Origin of the sequence: Martinezella paranaensis, from assembly GCF_014200235.1 — a bacterium.
Taxonomy (GTDB): domain Bacteria; phylum Pseudomonadota; class Alphaproteobacteria; order Rhizobiales; family Rhizobiaceae; genus Rhizobium; species Rhizobium paranaense.
In genome coordinates this window covers 26,732-40,815 of sequence record NZ_JACHBI010000012.1, presented here as the reverse complement: position 1 = coordinate 40,815, position 14,084 = coordinate 26,732, and the positions used below count along the sequence as shown (strand labels likewise).

General features: G+C 56.9%; 19 protein-coding genes. 7 read left to right on the top strand and 12 right to left on the bottom strand.

Going from position 1 to position 14,084, the window contains the following annotated elements:
• The first annotated feature begins 58 nt into the window (after window positions 1-58).
• The 4 genes from GGD50_RS24480 to GGD50_RS24465 all read left to right on the top strand — a co-directional run bounded on the left by GGD50_RS24480 (window position 59) and on the right by GGD50_RS24465 (window position 2,383).
• Window positions 59-787: a hypothetical protein gene (locus GGD50_RS24480; protein WP_107108788.1), complete on the top strand. Its 729-nt coding sequence runs from the start codon at window positions 59-61 to the stop codon at window positions 785-787.
• 11 nt (window positions 788-798) lie between these two features.
• Window positions 799-1,527 (top strand): SOS response-associated peptidase, encoded by a 729-nt coding sequence (locus GGD50_RS24475; protein WP_107108789.1) that lies wholly within the window; start codon window positions 799-801, stop codon window positions 1,525-1,527.
• Window positions 1,528-1,686: 159 nt separating this feature from the next.
• Entirely contained in the window at window positions 1,687-1,881 is a 195-nt protein-coding gene (locus tag GGD50_RS24470; RefSeq protein WP_146143999.1) for a hypothetical protein, read from the top strand.
• Window positions 1,862-2,383, top strand: coding sequence for a hypothetical protein (locus GGD50_RS24465; RefSeq protein WP_146144000.1), 522 nt, complete (start codon window positions 1,862-1,864; stop codon window positions 2,381-2,383). Before GGD50_RS24470 ends, GGD50_RS24465 begins: the two co-directional genes overlap by 20 nt.
• Window positions 2,384-2,429: 46 nt before the next feature.
• Here GGD50_RS24465 and GGD50_RS24460 read toward each other — a convergent pair whose 3' ends face one another.
• The 3 genes from GGD50_RS24460 to GGD50_RS24450 form a co-directional block, all read right to left on the bottom strand.
• Window positions 2,430-2,756, bottom strand: a complete 327-nt coding sequence (locus GGD50_RS24460; RefSeq protein WP_107108791.1) for a phage holin family protein — start codon at window positions 2,754-2,756, stop codon at window positions 2,430-2,432.
• A gap of 138 nt (window positions 2,757-2,894) precedes the next feature.
• Window positions 2,895-3,140 (bottom strand): hypothetical protein, encoded by a 246-nt coding sequence (locus GGD50_RS24455; RefSeq protein WP_181316079.1) that lies wholly within the window; start codon window positions 3,138-3,140, stop codon window positions 2,895-2,897.
• Window positions 3,137-3,781, bottom strand: a complete 645-nt coding sequence (locus GGD50_RS24450) for a M15 family metallopeptidase (RefSeq protein WP_107108793.1) — start codon at window positions 3,779-3,781, stop codon at window positions 3,137-3,139. The genes GGD50_RS24455 and GGD50_RS24450 overlap by 4 nt, the downstream gene beginning before the upstream one ends.
• Window positions 3,782-3,875: 94 nt before the next feature.
• Here GGD50_RS24450 and GGD50_RS24445 point away from each other — a divergent pair, with 94 nt between their 5' ends.
• Window positions 3,876-4,118 carry a DUF4160 domain-containing protein gene (locus GGD50_RS24445; RefSeq protein WP_107108794.1) on the top strand — a complete coding sequence of 81 codons (243 nt, stop codon included), beginning with the start codon at window positions 3,876-3,878 and terminating at the stop codon, window positions 4,116-4,118.
• A gap of 15 nt (window positions 4,119-4,133) precedes the next feature.
• The gene (locus GGD50_RS24440) at window positions 4,134-4,613 is read left to right on the top strand and encodes a helix-turn-helix domain-containing protein (RefSeq protein WP_107108795.1); all 480 of its coding nucleotides are present in this window, start codon (window positions 4,134-4,136) and stop codon (window positions 4,611-4,613) included.
• 77 nt (window positions 4,614-4,690) lie between these two features.
• Here the strand turns inward: GGD50_RS24440 and GGD50_RS24435 are convergent, their stop codons facing one another.
• The 4 genes from GGD50_RS24435 to GGD50_RS24420 form a co-directional block, all read right to left on the bottom strand.
• A complete protein-coding gene (locus tag GGD50_RS24435; protein WP_107108796.1) occupies window positions 4,691-5,776 on the bottom strand; it encodes a YaaC family protein in 1,086 nt (361 codons plus the stop codon).
• A gap of 168 nt (window positions 5,777-5,944) precedes the next feature.
• A complete protein-coding gene (locus GGD50_RS24430; protein ID WP_107108797.1) occupies window positions 5,945-7,108 on the bottom strand; it encodes a phage late control D family protein in 1,164 nt (387 codons plus the stop codon).
• Window positions 7,109-7,110: 2 nt separating this feature from the next.
• Window positions 7,111-7,323: a tail protein X gene (locus tag GGD50_RS24425; protein ID WP_107108798.1), complete on the bottom strand. Its 213-nt coding sequence runs from the start codon at window positions 7,321-7,323 to the stop codon at window positions 7,111-7,113.
• A 4-nt stretch (window positions 7,324-7,327) separates the two neighbouring features.
• The gene (locus tag GGD50_RS24420; protein ID WP_245407489.1) at window positions 7,328-7,774 is read right to left on the bottom strand and encodes a phage tail protein; all 447 of its coding nucleotides are present in this window, start codon (window positions 7,772-7,774) and stop codon (window positions 7,328-7,330) included.
• Between the two features lie 286 nt (window positions 7,775-8,060).
• Here GGD50_RS24420 and GGD50_RS24415 point away from each other — a divergent pair, with 286 nt between their 5' ends.
• Window positions 8,061-8,564 (top strand): hypothetical protein, encoded by a 504-nt coding sequence (locus tag GGD50_RS24415; RefSeq protein ID WP_107108800.1) that lies wholly within the window; start codon window positions 8,061-8,063, stop codon window positions 8,562-8,564.
• Between the two features lie 146 nt (window positions 8,565-8,710).
• Here GGD50_RS24415 and GGD50_RS24410 read toward each other — a convergent pair whose 3' ends face one another.
• The 5 genes from GGD50_RS24410 to GGD50_RS24390 form a co-directional block, all read right to left on the bottom strand.
• On the bottom strand, window positions 8,711-10,732 hold the full coding sequence (locus tag GGD50_RS24410; protein ID WP_331371055.1) for a phage tail tape measure protein: 2,022 nt from the start codon (window positions 10,730-10,732) through the stop codon (window positions 8,711-8,713).
• A 292-nt stretch (window positions 10,733-11,024) separates the two neighbouring features.
• Entirely contained in the window at window positions 11,025-11,276 is a 252-nt protein-coding gene (locus GGD50_RS24405; RefSeq protein ID WP_107108802.1) for a phage tail assembly protein, read from the bottom strand.
• 74 nt (window positions 11,277-11,350) lie between these two features.
• Complete coding sequence (locus GGD50_RS24400; protein WP_107108803.1) at window positions 11,351-11,863, bottom strand: phage major tail tube protein; 513 nt, start codon at window positions 11,861-11,863, stop codon at window positions 11,351-11,353.
• 16 nt (window positions 11,864-11,879) lie between these two features.
• Window positions 11,880-13,343 carry a phage tail sheath subtilisin-like domain-containing protein gene (locus GGD50_RS24395; RefSeq protein ID WP_107108804.1) on the bottom strand — a complete coding sequence of 488 codons (1,464 nt, stop codon included), beginning with the start codon at window positions 13,341-13,343 and terminating at the stop codon, window positions 11,880-11,882.
• Between the two features lie 140 nt (window positions 13,344-13,483).
• Entirely contained in the window at window positions 13,484-14,080 is a 597-nt protein-coding gene (locus tag GGD50_RS24390) for a hypothetical protein (protein ID WP_107108805.1), read from the bottom strand.
• Between the last annotated feature and the right edge of the window lie 4 nt (window positions 14,081-14,084).

The window sequence follows — 14,084 nt, the reverse complement described above, 5'->3', positions numbered from 1 at the left end:
TTGACCCAGAACATAATAAGAACAAAAGGCGGCACCAATGAGGAAACGAGGAAGATTTATGCCGCGCGATATCCGTTCCGTCACACCTGCTTATGAAACCCTGCGCTTTGTCGCTTCAGTTTGCATGGAGAGAATCAGTAAACAGACGAGGCGAGACTTTGCGGGCTATGCCGTAGGAAAGCGCCGCAAGCTCTCTGTCGTGCCTTACATCGCGCACGACATGGCGAAAGAGCTTGTGCGTTCGGTGAAAGTTGCCAAGGGAGGGCAACTCGCCGCCCCGGAAGAGATCGCCGAAAAGATTGAAGCAATATTGCTCGGCATTGATGAGCAAACGGCCTTTAATTTGGCAAGCGTCTCAACCGAAGAAAAGGAAGCGGTTGTTGATCTGGTCGCCGATCAGGTGCGGGCGAAGATGCTTTCAGACTATTCGGTAGCGGAAATCGAGAAAGAACCGGAGCCGCCAAAGGCTATCGAGTGGAATGGATGGAAAGGTTTTGAATCCATCAAATCCGACGAGAAGCCTCAATACAAATGGCGGCATACGTGGGCAGATCGAAGCGGAAATGACTTCGTTGGCTACAAGTGCGGCGCCTGCATTGGGCGCATTTTTCAGATCGACTATACGGCCCAGCGGGATAAATGGTTTTGGCTGGTCGAGCATGTGCCGCTTGAGCGTCCGGAGCGGGAATGCCGTTCTGCCGGTTGGGAGTGGTCGGCCCGAGAGGCGGCATGTCGAGCAGAGAAATGCTATGACGCCATTGCGAGACTTAATGGACGGCAGGCTTAGGGAGAGAAGGCATGTGCGGTCGCATTTATATCAAAGCATCATTGCGCGAGCTGCTTGCGAATTTTTCATTCGCCGGCCCCGGTGATACGGAGCCGCTGTCAAACAGCTTTCCGAACTACAATGGCGCACCGACGCAATCCTATCCCGTCATTATCAGGGATATCGTCGGAGAGCCGGATATCACCGGCCCTATCTTTGCATCGGCCAAATGGGGATTTGTGCCCGAATGGGCAAAAGACGAGCAGCCCGGCAAGCCCGCGCCGATCAATGCCAAGGCGGAAGGAATCCAAACGAACGGCATGTTTCGGCAAGCCTACAAGTCAAAGCGCTGCCTCGTCCCGATCAATGGTTTTTTCGAATGGAAAGACATCTACGGGACCGGCAAGAACAAGCAACCCTATGCCATTGCCATGAAGGACGGCAGTCCCTTTGCGCTTGCCGGCATCTGGTCGCTTCGGCGAGATCGAGATACCGGCCTCGATAAGCGGACCTTCGCTGTCGTGACCTGCGCTCCAAACGAAATAATGGGAAAGATTCACGACCGAATGCCGGTCATCCTGCACCCGGAAGACTATGAGCGTTGGCTGTCGCCCGAGCCGGACCCTGCCGACCTTATGAAACCGTTTCCCTCCGATCTGATGACCATGTGGAAAATCGGCAAGGACGTTGGGAATGTAAAGAACAACCGGCCCGACATTATCGACCCCATTCCCAACGATCCGGAGCCGCCATTGCTATGAGCGACGAAACCCGCACCGATACCCATCCATTCCGTTGAGATTTGTTTAGAGGAAGGCGAGAACGGGCGTTGGGGATATGGCCGCGACTTGGGTGGACCAGACGAATGGAAGATTGCTATTGCATCGGCATCACGCCCGTAAACTGCAAAGCAACAGAAAATGAGCGAAACCATCCGTCAAGGCGACATTGTGCGCACCACAGGAATACGGTCTCCGGCAATGCTTGTGGTAAAGCTCCATCTGCAAGCAGACGATAGCGAGCTTGCGGAGCTGATCTGGTTTGATGCGAACATGAATGCGCGACAGTTGACCCTCGACACCGGATTCCTTGAACATGTCCCACGCGCCGAATGATCAAACGAAACCTGTACCCAAAACATCGGCGCAGTATGCCATGGACGACGCTTACCAAGCGCTGATTTACCTTGAGGCCGTGAGGAGAGTGCTCGGCCCAAGGGCGAACGGCCCATACAGCGATTTCGTTTACGACTACCCTATGTTGCATCCGTCGAGCTTTCTTCTCGCACATGCGATCGAGCTTTCGCTGACATCTTATTTGCGCGCTTCAGGAGAGAAGCGCGGCCAGAGCGGCCACGACCTAGTTCGCAGGCTTGAGGCAGCCGAAGCCATTGGCTTCACACCTAGCCAGTCATTTAGGCGATGCGTGATTGCTATCGCGAAGTCGCACAACACGATGCAATTTCGATTCGCCAAAAGCGATCCGGCCCCGTTCATGAGCCCAAGAGACGCTCTTGCTCAAGTGTTGCCCGATATGGAGGCGATTTACTTTTTCGTTGTCGACAAAGTCACAGGATCCGCACCTGGGGGCAATGCCAGTCCAGTAGGACCGCTTTAAAGCAAAGGCCGCCTTGCATGCGCAAGGCGGCCTCTCAATTAGGTAGCTATTTACCCGCAATCCGACGGGAAAACCATTTCTGAAACAACACTTCCGTGCCGCGTGGCCCGAGGTAGGCCAGCCCGGCAATCAGGCCCGTTGTGGCCGGCGGTCCGACGTTCAGATAGGAGGCAATCCCCTCCCCTATGAACGCCATTCCGAAGGCAACCGGGATTTCCCAAAGCAGTTCGAGGCCGAAGAATTTCCGACGCCCCTTGCGCGCTTCGTTGCTATGCCACATGGCCCGGCCAACCATCGCGCCGACGATAGTCGAGAGCGCGCCGCCACCCCAAGCATCCAGCAGCTCATAGAGCGAATTGTATTTGTCTGACATCAGCCGGGCTTTCCGCAATTGTATTGAGCAAAGCGCCCGCGATGGCGAGCGATATTGATGGCAACCGGCCTGTCATGGCCGACAAGATAGCTGTTGGTCTCTGGCATCGGGTCCATAGGCACCAGAAGATCGCACGGCTCAATTGCCTTGGTTGTCGGGCTGCACGCAGCCGCCGAGCAACAAGCACAAATCAACATCGTCAGCCTGAAATACTTTCGCATCGATCTTTTGTCCGTCTTTAAGGATGGTGACACGGCTTTCCTGAAGGCCTGCCGCAATCTCGGTTTTGGCCGCGCGCTTGCCGACCAGATAGGCCGGCGCGGACGCCAAGGCGGCACCGATTACGATGCCGCCTCCAATCTTGATAATGTCGAATGGCGTCATGAGAGCTTCCGCCAAGCGACGTAGAGGGTGAGGCCAACTACGACCACGGCGATAGCCATCCGCAGCCAGTCGCCGGACGAGAGATCGCCCTGTTGGGCCGAAACGACTTCGACGGCCTTCACAAGCGGCTCTTGAGCGATAGGTGCCGCCGCGCCGACGCCGCCGGCAACCAGCGCCACCGCCCTGGATTTGGCTTGCGTCTCCGTCTCCGCCGTGTACTTGGCGCCAGCAACCGGCCCCTTCGAAGGGTATTGCTTCCAGGGCAACTGCCAGTGCGGGCCATCCTTAAACGTCTTCCAGTCTCCGCCCCACTCGACGGCAATGCGGAGTTCCTTTGCCGCCTGCTTCATGGCCTTGGCGATCTTGTGATAGAGCGGCCAATCCCAAGAGACGGAGCCGTTGACGACCGGCGCGAGATCGACCGCATGGCCGTAGCCGTTTTCCGCCCGCAGATGCCGCGAATTCATCGTCGTGGATGCGCCGGATGATACCATCTCCTTTTGGCGTCCGATGTCACGGACGCCCTCAAGCACGGTGAAATCAACCTCTGTGATCTGGATTGCGCGACGCACGACGCGCACAAGATCAGGGTGGACGCAAATAAGGCGCGAATTGCTCCGCGTCGACAGCGTATAAGCCATAATTTCTCTCCATATTTTGGGGTAAAAATTGCACCACGTATCTTTACATAGTGCATAATATGCCCTATGTTTTACCCATCGAAGCGAGGGGTATATGGGCAAACTGGTTCAAATCGGAAACATCATCATTCGGGTCTATGCGAACGACCATTTGCCCCCGCACTTCCACGTCATCACCCCGGATGGGGATGCGCTGGTTGAGATTGCCACGCTGGAAATCCTGCGCGGCAAGCTGGCCCGCAAGGCACACGACACCGCCCTTGAATGGGCAGCAAAGAACAGGGCGGCGATTGCCGCCGAGTGGAACCGGACAAACCCCCGCTTTCCCATCGCTTGAAGAAGGAAAACAGATATGGACACGCCCCGCATTGAAAGCGTTACGCCAGCGTCGAACATGACGCTGGAAATTCAATGGAAGGACGCCCCGGCATCCGCCGCCAATCTTGTCGGCTGGATTGCAACGGGCGGCGAACTTCTGGCTCCGCTGAAGTCCGCGGATGTCTGGAAAACCGCGACTGTTGCGGACTATGGCGCAACGGTCGAATGGGCCGGCGACGATCTGGCGATAGATGCCTTTCACCTTTTCCAGATCGCAGAGGACCAACGCGATTTCGCGGTTGAGGATCTGCGCAAATGGCAGGAGGAAATCGGCCTTTCCAACAATGAGGCAGCAGATTTTCTTGGCGTCAGTCTGCGTACATGGAAGAATTACCGCGCCGGCGCACCGATCAGTCATGCCGTCAAGATGCTGCTACGCGCGAGCCAACGCGACCCGCTTTTGATGCATGCCCATTACCGACCGCGTCAGACTGGCAGGCCGAAAGCTGCCTAGCCGCCTCGGCACCGAGGGAACCTGCCTTCGCAGGTAACGGTATCCGTCACGGCCGATTTATCGTCCTCATACCAACGTTAGGCATCTCCCGACGCATTTGATAGAGAACCGTCCGCCACTTCAAGGCGGGGCGCAAAGAGGGAATCAGCGATAACTTCAAGCACCAACTCAGGTAACGCAGCTTCAACATACGTCTGAGCCGCATTGATATTCGGCCATATTGCGTCTCCCTTCTCACCTCCCATCAATGCACCCCAGTGCGTCGGGAAATATCGAGCCAACATTCCAAGGATGAAAGAAACCATATAAGTTATGGATAGCTGAGAAAACCAAGCGTCTGGGGAGAATCTCGACACTAGATGCGGGCTCGGATTGCCGCCCATCGTACGAATAACTCGCGTGTCTAGTACTTGTGGGAAATATTTTTTGACTCCGGTTTCATCTATCTTGAGAACGGTTCTTTCAGCGCTAGCGTCATAAGGGTCCTCTTCTGGCGAAAGCTCAAATCCGGCACCCGCATATTCGATACATACGGGATGATCAGGCGTGCCGTGAACAGTAATCGTCGCACCGGAATCGGGAGAATAGACAAAGTTCTTGAGTCGGATCCATCGTCGCGGGCGTTCAGCTGAAACATCAGTGGATATGTCGGGAAGCCGATCCAGTATATCCGAGAGCGACGTTTCCCGCCCAAGGCGCTGTTCTTCATTATCGAATGGGACAGGGATAGTGCGATCATAGACCCGCAACATCGTGCGTTTGTGGGTTGCCGCGACGAGGTCTGAGAACAGTCCTCCGCATGTGCGTACGCGAAGCTTACTGATCGAGGCTAGCGCGACAGGTAGATCGCTCGATAACGTCGCGGACCACGCTATCGCTTCTAATCCGTGCCCCTGCCTCAATCCCTCCTCGCCAGAGTCCCTACGATGCAATAGCGTCAACGAACGGCAGAGGGAGGCAACACCATAAAAAGCGAGAAGAGGTCGAACGGCGAACGACGCCGTAGATGCGCTGCGAAAATACTCACGTCCCTGTCGTGCGGAAGCGATAATTTCCTTCGCCCGTCGTGCGTTCAGTTTCCTTCCGTGAATCCTTTCAAACCAATCGCTGACGATATCTCGGCTTTCCAAATGTAGTAAGCTTTGCCAAACATCTGAGTTCATTAATATCCCCTCGGTCAGAAGTGACCATACACAAGCCGTTTCGGTATGTCGTTATGCCAAGCCTCGACAACGCAGGCCACTATAGGAAAACGGGACAGTGACCAGCGTTTTCTGGTGTCCGCTTCGCGGTGAAAGCGGTAACGAACCCGCCCGCTAATGCGCTGCCAACTAGTTCTCGTCCGTTCGGCCGGACCGGCGGGGCGTGAGGAATGCCGAAGGCGTGGCGGGAGTGCCCGGCGCGCTATTTGGAGCAACCTTTCCGCCGGCGTCCGCTGATTCGGACGGGTCACCAGCTTCGGCCGCTCTCTCCATACTGCCCTCGCCTTCCGTCGCCGACTTGCCGTCATAAAGCCGTCCGGACACTTCAACTTCGAAGCCCGAGGTTTTCGTATATTTGGACCGCGCCGTCTTGATGATGTACGGCACGCCGTCGAGCCCAGGACGAACGCCTGCGAATAGCAGAGGCAAGCCTGCCTCAATCTGCGGATCGCCCACCACCGCCACCGAGACGTTGCCCTCCCCGCGCGCAAGCTCTTTCGCCTTGGCACGCGCCGCCTTGTCAGCTTCTGCCGGCGAAGAAAACGCTTCGGGTATGCGGTAGATGCTATCGCCATCGGCATCCGCGGCCGCCTCGATTTCGACCCGCTTCGCCTTTTCCGCATCCTGATAGTAGGACACAACCTTGCTGTACTTCGTGCGGTCGTTGATATCGACTTTCAGCGTGCCGGTTTTGATGACGGCAGGCGTCAGGATGATCGAGCCGAGAGACGAGCCGGAGGCCGACAGGCCCGAGCCGCGCCGGGCAAACAATAACCGCCCCTGCTTGATCGCGAAGAGGGCGTTATGCCGGTCAGCCAGCCGCCGCAGGAAATGGATATTCGTCTCGTCCTGCTGCCCTATCCATTCGTAGCGATGTGCCGCTAGATCGGTGTCCACGGCGGGTGTCAGCCCGCTTTCGCCGGCAATGTCGGATATGAGATCGCCGAGCGTGACCTTATCCCAAGCGCGTTCCTGCCGCTCTTTCAACTTGCCGCTGCGCAGGTCCGCCGCCCTGCCCGCTATCGACATCTTATAGGGCAAGCAATCGAGGCTGATCTTGTCAGCCGTGAATTGCCCCTTTGGCACGAGGTTGTTGCCATATCCCATTTTGACAGAGATCACGGCACCCTTGCGCGGCAGAGCAAGGAAATTCGGCGGGCCGTCGTTCAGCTCGATATCGACCGTATCCGACTTCAATCCCTCTTCATCCGTCACCGTGACCGAAATCAGTCGCTCATAGAACTGCCCAGCGACGGGAACGCCATCGACAGTAATTTCGACACGAGGCTCCATGTTCAATCCCAAAGGCTAATCAGCCGACGTTCCACGCTCGCGCTCGGCATGTCGGGCATGATGATTCCCATGCCGAGCGGCAGGACGGGACCAAGGGCGGCAAGGCCGCGATTAGCGGCAAGCACCGCTTCGACAACGCCCGCCGTCCGTCCGTAGTGAGCGAGGCAGGCAAGATCGACCGTCTCGCCCTGTCGCGTGGTGTAAATGGTCGCCATCTGATCACCGAAAAAGTTTGGAAAGCAAAGAGCTTGCGCTATCGACCAACCCGGCGGCACCCGCCGCCGTTTCCGTCCGGTTCCGCTTGAGCGAGATTACGTAGGCATTACGGCGAGGCGCACCCTTGGCATCGTGGAACGATTGATCTTCCTCGACGGATTGCACCGTGAACATGCCGCGAATAATGCCTTCCATCGCATCGCCACTGACCAGCATCATTTCAGTTCCGGCCATTGACGCCGCTATGATGCCGTCAAGCTGCGATTGCCCCCCGAATTCTTCCGGAAATAAAACGCCCTGAATCGTCACTTCGTCGGACGTTGGTCCGGTCCATTGCTGCGGATTAAGGGTTTGGCCCACGGAGATCTCAACCCAAGGGGTATTCACCTTGCGCTTGATATTCTGATAGCCAAAGCCCAACGCCTCGAAGGCATAGCCTCCTAGCATCATCGATGTTACACCCGTCATAATCTACCTATAATTGAGCTGTTTTTGTAGCAAGCAATGAACGTCGGAGAGAATGCATGGGCTCAAACGTCAACTGCGAAGGCAGTTAGTTAGGCTATCTTCGACGCTACTGCGATCTGCCCATACGCATAGGGATCCCGTGTCCGTGCAACCTTTATCCGGCTTCGGCAGACCGTCCACTTCAACGCCCTCTACCTCTTTCTGATAGGGACCACAACCGCCGCGTTTAATGTATGATAAAGACGGTCGGAGATGGGGAGGACCAAAGATGTTACACATTAGGCATTATTTGGTTGCAGTAGCAATTTGCACACTGGTTCCAATCAACTCCTCTGCGCAAGAGGTGTGCTTCAAGGATGCGAGCAAGAAGTTCGAGGATTGGAGAGCAGAGAATGGAAAGACTTTAGATAGTCTTTCTGCCAAATTCAAAGCTTCCAAAGACCCCTATAAGGAATTAGTTGACTACGACGGTATGAAAATACCAATTGCTGCTGCTCTCATCATTGAAGGTGAAAAGTATGGGAAGAAAGCAGATGTCGAGGTTAACCTAGTTGTAGGTGACGCGCAGGGATGTTCGAAGCAAACGCAGGTGCCTCGCGGTGTGTATGATTTTGCGCGGGAAGTTCTCGGCATTACAACTGTCCTGCCTGAGAAGGCAACCAGAATTGACTTCGAAGAGCTTCGGCGCGGCAACATTGCAGGGGGTAAAGAATCGGTCATCAATAAAACAGGGCGCGATATTGACAAAATATTTAACCCCTTCAGATGGTGATTAAGTATCAACTGCGTATATGAGCGACGGGAGAGCGGGCCATCGAAGGTCCGCCTTCCATCAATTCCGGTCCTCTGCAGGCCAAGAATACTGGCGGCCTGAGCCTCATGCCGACGGCTGATTTTCGTTCGTTTATGATCCTGAGCCTAATCGCTGAATTGCGTATCGGCCGCATTCTTTATTGCCGCGCCGAGCTGAGCAATCGCGGCACCGGCCGCCACTTGCGGGTCAGCAACTCCGGTTATCGAGATCGGCGCATGCACCGTGATATTTGGCGGCTGCTGATTAACGACTCGAACATCTTGCGTTCCGCTCGGTCGGCTCATCGCCGCAATGGACGATGCATCGATACGGGCAGTTATCAAGCCAAGATCGTCGGCCGTCTTGCCGGGCAGGGTTTCCGTGGCTGATCCTCCCAAACCGGCGGCGCGGGCTGCACGCGCGCTATCAATCGCAGATTGTGCATAGACGCCAGTCGGAGCCGGGCCATTTGCGGGCATGGCGAATGACTTCAGATACGAACCGATGCCATGCAAAGCATCTTCCGGGCCGGGCAACCAAGCCTTTCCCTGTTTGTAAAACGTGTCGCCGGTATAGCTCTGCTCGCCAAACTCCCACGCGCCCGCCCCGGCCATGCCATATATCCCAAGACGCGCAAACCCTTTAAGCATTGTCGACCAGCCGCCTAGCAAGCCAGTAGCAGCACCGCCCGCAGCAGCTCCGGTTGCAGCTGTTGCCGCCACGCCGCCCGCAGTCGCCGTTCCACCACCGACAATCGCCGCGATGGAGCCGACCGTCTTGAGCGCACCAAGCAACGTGCTTGCACCCGACAGCAGAAACATCGCGGTTGCCAGCTTGCGAACAGTGCCGGCGAGAAAGGCAAAACCCGCTCCCCACAGCATGAGCTTGAAACCATAGCCCGCCATTTCCGCAAAGAACGTGGCAATAGGGTTTTCACGAATGGCGTCCGTCAACTCACGAATGGATGCCCCCCATTCCTTCGCCTTCATAAAGAAGCGGCCAAGGTTTTCGCCTGCGTTCGGATCGACCTTCCCAAGCATCAGGTCGCTAACGTCGTTGACCAACTCGCGGATACCGCCATCGTAGCCGAAGCCTTTCGCAAAGCCCTGCGCCCCGACTTTGATTTGATCGAAGATGGTCGCCCGGCTTCCGAGCGTATCCAAGACATCACTGATTGCTTGCGCGCCTTCCCGGATCGAAGGCAACATGCTGTCCCCAACTTCCCAAAAGATGTTGGATACCTTGTTACCCAAAAGCTCGAGCGCATTGCCGGTAGTGCTGGCACGCTGCTTATACTCGTTCATGGCAGAGCCGGCATACTTCGTGCGGTCGCTGACGCTGGCAAGCGCATCGTCCAGAAGCTTCACGTTGCCGACCAGCGGAATGAACGCTTTGGCCTCGTCACCGAAGAAGTCGGAGACAATGGATATCTGTTGATCTTTCGGAGCCTTGGCGATGGCGGCGAGAACTTTTTTTAGCGCCGCCGGCGCATCCTTCTGCATTTCCTTGGCGATCTTCGGCAGGTCGAGACCGAGCCTTGCCGCCACTTCGCGCTGACTCTTTTTCGCGGATGCGCCCCGCGTCAAAGCCTTCGTTACGTTCTGCATCGCGGTCGCCGCCACTTCCGGTTCCGCGCCGGCTGCGATCATGGCGCTACCGATGCCGGCAACCTGTTCTTTCGTAAAGCCGGCGATCTTGCCGAGCGCACCGACGCGCAGCATGAAGTCTGTAATTTCAGACGCCTTGCTCGCCATGTTGTTCGACAGATGGTTCATCACATCGGCGAGGTCGCCAGTTTCGGCAACCGTCAAGCCGAACTGCGTTTTCAGCTTAGCCAGGCTAGAGCCGGCCTTTTCCGCCGTGATGTCGAAGGCGATGCCAACGCGCGAGGCCATTTCGGCAAAGCCCTGCAAATCCTGTGTTGCGATACCGGACTCACCAGCAGCGGCGTAGAGGGCCGCGATGTTATCGGCGGACATCGGGATTTCGCCAGACATGCGCCGGATACTACGGCGCATGGTCTCGAACTGCTCGCTTGACGCATCGACCACCTTTTTGACATCGGCAAATGCGGACTCGAAATTGATCGCCTCGCCCGCCGTGGCACGCAAACCCTCCCTCACACCAAGATAGCCAGCACCAAACACAACCGCCTGCCCGACCATACTGCGAATAGGCGCAAAGGTCGCCCGCTGCTGCGCCCGGAGGCCGTCGAGCGCTCGCGTGATATGCTTGGCGCGAGCCGTCACATCGTCCAGAAGCGAAACCCGGAGGGTGCTTTGAAGTGTGGTCATGATATTCCCTCCAGCGCATCACGCAGGGCGCGAGCCGTGTCGAAATAGGCGATCAATTTTTCAGGTGACCACCGCTCGATAACATCGAGCGGTGTGTGGGCGAAGCGGGCAACGAACAGGGCGACTAAGCGCCAATCGTGTTGATTTATGCGTTTCCCAAAATGTCCTTGGTCGCATCAAGAATGCGCCGATAATCGGCGGCGCAGATCTTCTTGAAGGCCGGAATCGGCACGTCTGAAATCGCGGAGAGAACGGCGACGTTCTGCGATATCTCGCCCTTGAACTGATCGCCGGCCATGAAGTCGCCCACGGTCGCCTCTCGGAAAGTCAGATCGGAATAGGCGATTTCGTTGTGGGTGACGGGCTTGGAAAGAGTGAGTCTGACAACTTCGGTCATGATGATTCCTCGAAGAAAATGGCCCGCATAAAGCGGGCTTGATAAAGGGAGATTGTCGGGGGGAAGGTGCCGCCTTACAGCAGCAGAGCGTTGCGGATATCGCCGTATTGCGAGACGCCGCCGACCTTGAAATCAAAGTCGTCCATCTCGTAGATTTCCTCGCCGTCGATTTCGAGTTTGTAATAATTCACGTCAACGGCATAGTCGTTCTCGGCAAGGTCGCCGGGCTTCCATGTGCCGTGATCGGGCTTATACATTTTGCCGCGAATGGAGAGCACCGCGCTATGCGTGGTGCCGTCTTCATCGACGAGTGCGCCGGTCACCATGAACGGTGTGTCAACGCCCGGCTTGACGCCGTGGAGCTTCAAAATCTGCGGGTCGAGACCCGGCATCTTGAACTTGAATTCCAGCGCCTCATAGCCGAGGTTGACCTTGCGGGCTTTGATCATGCCGGCGTTGCGCACGTCTTCGCGCTTGGCTTCGGGCACGGGCACGGTGATGTCGCCGATCTGGCCGAGTTTGCTTTGACGGTCGGCCCACATCATGCAATCGCGGATGATGTAGCTGGGTAGGGTCTTTTCTGCCATGTCAGATTGTCCTTGATCAAGCGGCGAGCGAAAGCGGGCCGGTTTCGATGGCACCATTCACCTCGTCCAGCAAAAGCCGGTAGTAGAGAATGTTGCGGTGTGTGGTGACGTGGATTTGCTCCATCAGGCCGACCGGCTCAAACTCCACGTCGAGGAAGAGTTTGCCGGCGGCGAGCGTGGTCGGCTCATTGATATCCGCCAGCCAGACACGCCCGCCAAGGATGTCCTCATTGTTTTTGAAGACCCGAAGCGCGGCGTTACCGTCCTCGATCAGCATCTTGAGATTTCCCTTGGTGAACTTGCGGTCCACATAAAGGAAATAGAGGTCTTCCAAAGCCTCATTCACCATGTCGGCGGTCGCGCGCACGCTATCGAACTGCCAAAGGTCGTCATCGGTAGCGAGGCGACTGCCCCAAGTGCGGAAGCCGCCGCGCTCATTGATGATGGTGGCGACCTGCTTTTCGTTCAGATAGTTGCTGTCATCCGGGTAGGAGATTGTCCGGGCAACGCCATCGATCGTGCGAATGATCTTGTTCGAGACCGAACCGGACACGCCCTCCGACGAAGCAACCACGCGGGCGCGCACCCCGGCAAAGACGGCCGCCACCGGCTTTGTGACCGGAACGCCGCTGACGTTCTTGATGGTCTTCGGATCGATGATGAGAATGCGACCGCCGTTGATCGTACGGCGGAAGCGGACGGCTTCTGCGTTCGTGGTATTCGGACCGGTGATGTAGGCTCGCGCCCGGATTTTCGGGCAAATAACGTTGAGTGCCGAGACAAACGGATTGGCAACATCGCCCACATTGGCCGTCGCCGCCGGCAGAACCTTGTCGGCATCGTCGCCACCGCCGGTAAAGGTGATTGTCGGCGGCTGCGACAACGCCCTGCCCGGCTCGACAACCCGCACGGCAACAACCTTGTCGGCATTCGCTCCCATGCCCATAACCGCCTCAAGCTTAGGCAAAACCTTGCCTGGATCGTTGCCGCCGCCGGTCGCTTCCACAATGGGCGATTCCGTCAGCTTTGCGCCCTGCTCCGAAAGCGAAATCGAAACGACGCCACCTTCCACCCAGGCGCCGGTATTGCCGGCAGTGATCACCACGTGCGGCTGATAGCCGGTAATCGCCTTGGCGCGCAGCGCGGCATAAAGGCCGGTACGGGCGACCGCATCGCCAAGGAGATTGCTTTGCAACGTGGCAGCGTCGGCGCTATCCGGCACACGGTTGACGATGCACCACGAGCCACCTTCGTTGAAAACGGTGGTCACATCTTCCAGAAGCGTGCCCGCCGCGCCGAGCGCTGCCGCTTGCGGCAGAGACGTAATCAGCGTCGGATAGTTCGCGGGAAAGGCGGCGGCGTCCGCGTCGGGTGCCGTACCATTGATAAGGGTGATGCCGTTACGTTGGACACGCAGAAGCGACGGGGTTTCCGCGCTTTCGGCAAGTGTCACGCCATGGGCATAGGACAGGTCGGCCATGAATGGTCTCCATTAAAAGTGACAGATGAGTTTGAGAATTGCGCCGCCTGCCAAAAGCAGCACGGCCGAGATGGAACAACCCGCCGAAACCGGCGGGCTGAATTCAGCAAGGAAGAGAATGTTGGGCGCGGATTGGCGTGCTATCGGTACGTTGCCGCCGCCCACATGGCATCGATCGCATCCGGGGAGAGGCTGAACGAAGCCCCGATTTGCTCAAGCAATTGGTCCGTACGCAGAAACTCGGTCGGATATTCCCACGCATTGAGCGCCTTCGCCCTCGCCTTGCTATCGGCAATCTGATTGATAGCAGCCGTCACGTCGTCCGGCATGATATCGTTATCGATCAGAGCGTCACGGAACTGGCGTGGCGTGAGAGGCGGCATAGCCGCGCGCCTCTCTTCCGGGGACATGAGATCGATTGGATTCACGATCCGGTTGCCGCTCCACTTCATCCCGTAGACAGTTCCGCCGGGACCGCGCGTGAAGTCGCCGGCCTCCGCCTTGCTGATACCTATGATCCGATAGCCGGCGATCTGTGAATGTTCCGGGTCCGGCTCCATCGAAACAACGCAATCGTTATCGTCCAGTGCCACATAGAAATCGAATGGCGGCAGCGATTTGTATAAATCATGCCATTCGGTATTAGCAGCGTCGTAGAAGACATAGATTTGAACCACCTGCCCGCCCGCAAGCTCAACCGCTTCAACTTGCCCTGTTAGTTTTCCGAAATCGTGCATAGCA

Bases quoted from the DNA above. Each gene is read 5' to 3' on its own strand.
- GGD50_RS24455 (WP_181316079.1), bottom strand. From the start codon at position 3,140: ATGACGCCATTCGACATTATCAAGATTGGAGGCGGCATCGTAATCGGT.
- GGD50_RS24465 (WP_146144000.1), top strand. From the start codon at position 1,862: ATGTCCCACGCGCCGAATGATCAAACGAAACCTGTACCCAAAACATCG.
- GGD50_RS24460 (WP_107108791.1), bottom strand. From the start codon at position 2,756: ATGTCAGACAAATACAATTCGCTCTATGAGCTGCTGGATGCTTGGGGT.
- GGD50_RS24435 (WP_107108796.1), bottom strand. From the start codon at position 5,776: ATGAACTCAGATGTTTGGCAAAGCTTACTACATTTGGAAAGCCGAGAT.
- GGD50_RS24480 (WP_107108788.1), top strand. From the start codon at position 59: ATGCCGCGCGATATCCGTTCCGTCACACCTGCTTATGAAACCCTGCGC.
- GGD50_RS24400 (WP_107108803.1), bottom strand. From the start codon at position 11,863: ATGGCAGAAAAGACCCTACCCAGCTACATCATCCGCGATTGCATGATG.
- GGD50_RS24420 (WP_245407489.1), bottom strand. From the start codon at position 7,774: ATGATGCTAGGAGGCTATGCCTTCGAGGCGTTGGGCTTTGGCTATCAG.
- GGD50_RS24440 (WP_107108795.1), top strand. From the start codon at position 4,134: ATGGACACGCCCCGCATTGAAAGCGTTACGCCAGCGTCGAACATGACG.
- GGD50_RS24445 (WP_107108794.1), top strand. From the start codon at position 3,876: ATGGGCAAACTGGTTCAAATCGGAAACATCATCATTCGGGTCTATGCG.
- GGD50_RS24425 (WP_107108798.1), bottom strand. From the start codon at position 7,323: ATGGCGACCATTTACACCACGCGACAGGGCGAGACGGTCGATCTTGCC.
- GGD50_RS24405 (WP_107108802.1), bottom strand. From the start codon at position 11,276: ATGACCGAAGTTGTCAGACTCACTCTTTCCAAGCCCGTCACCCACAAC.
- GGD50_RS24395 (WP_107108804.1), bottom strand. From the start codon at position 13,343: ATGGCCGACCTGTCCTATGCCCATGGCGTGACACTTGCCGAAAGCGCG.
- GGD50_RS24470 (WP_146143999.1), top strand. From the start codon at position 1,687: ATGAGCGAAACCATCCGTCAAGGCGACATTGTGCGCACCACAGGAATA.
- GGD50_RS24475 (WP_107108789.1), top strand. From the start codon at position 799: ATGTGCGGTCGCATTTATATCAAAGCATCATTGCGCGAGCTGCTTGCG.
- GGD50_RS24450 (WP_107108793.1), bottom strand. From the start codon at position 3,781: ATGGCTTATACGCTGTCGACGCGGAGCAATTCGCGCCTTATTTGCGTC.
- GGD50_RS24390 (WP_107108805.1), bottom strand. From the start codon at position 14,080: ATGCACGATTTCGGAAAACTAACAGGGCAAGTTGAAGCGGTTGAGCTT.
- GGD50_RS24415 (WP_107108800.1), top strand. From the start codon at position 8,061: ATGTTACACATTAGGCATTATTTGGTTGCAGTAGCAATTTGCACACTG.
- GGD50_RS24430 (WP_107108797.1), bottom strand. From the start codon at position 7,108: ATGGAGCCTCGTGTCGAAATTACTGTCGATGGCGTTCCCGTCGCTGGG.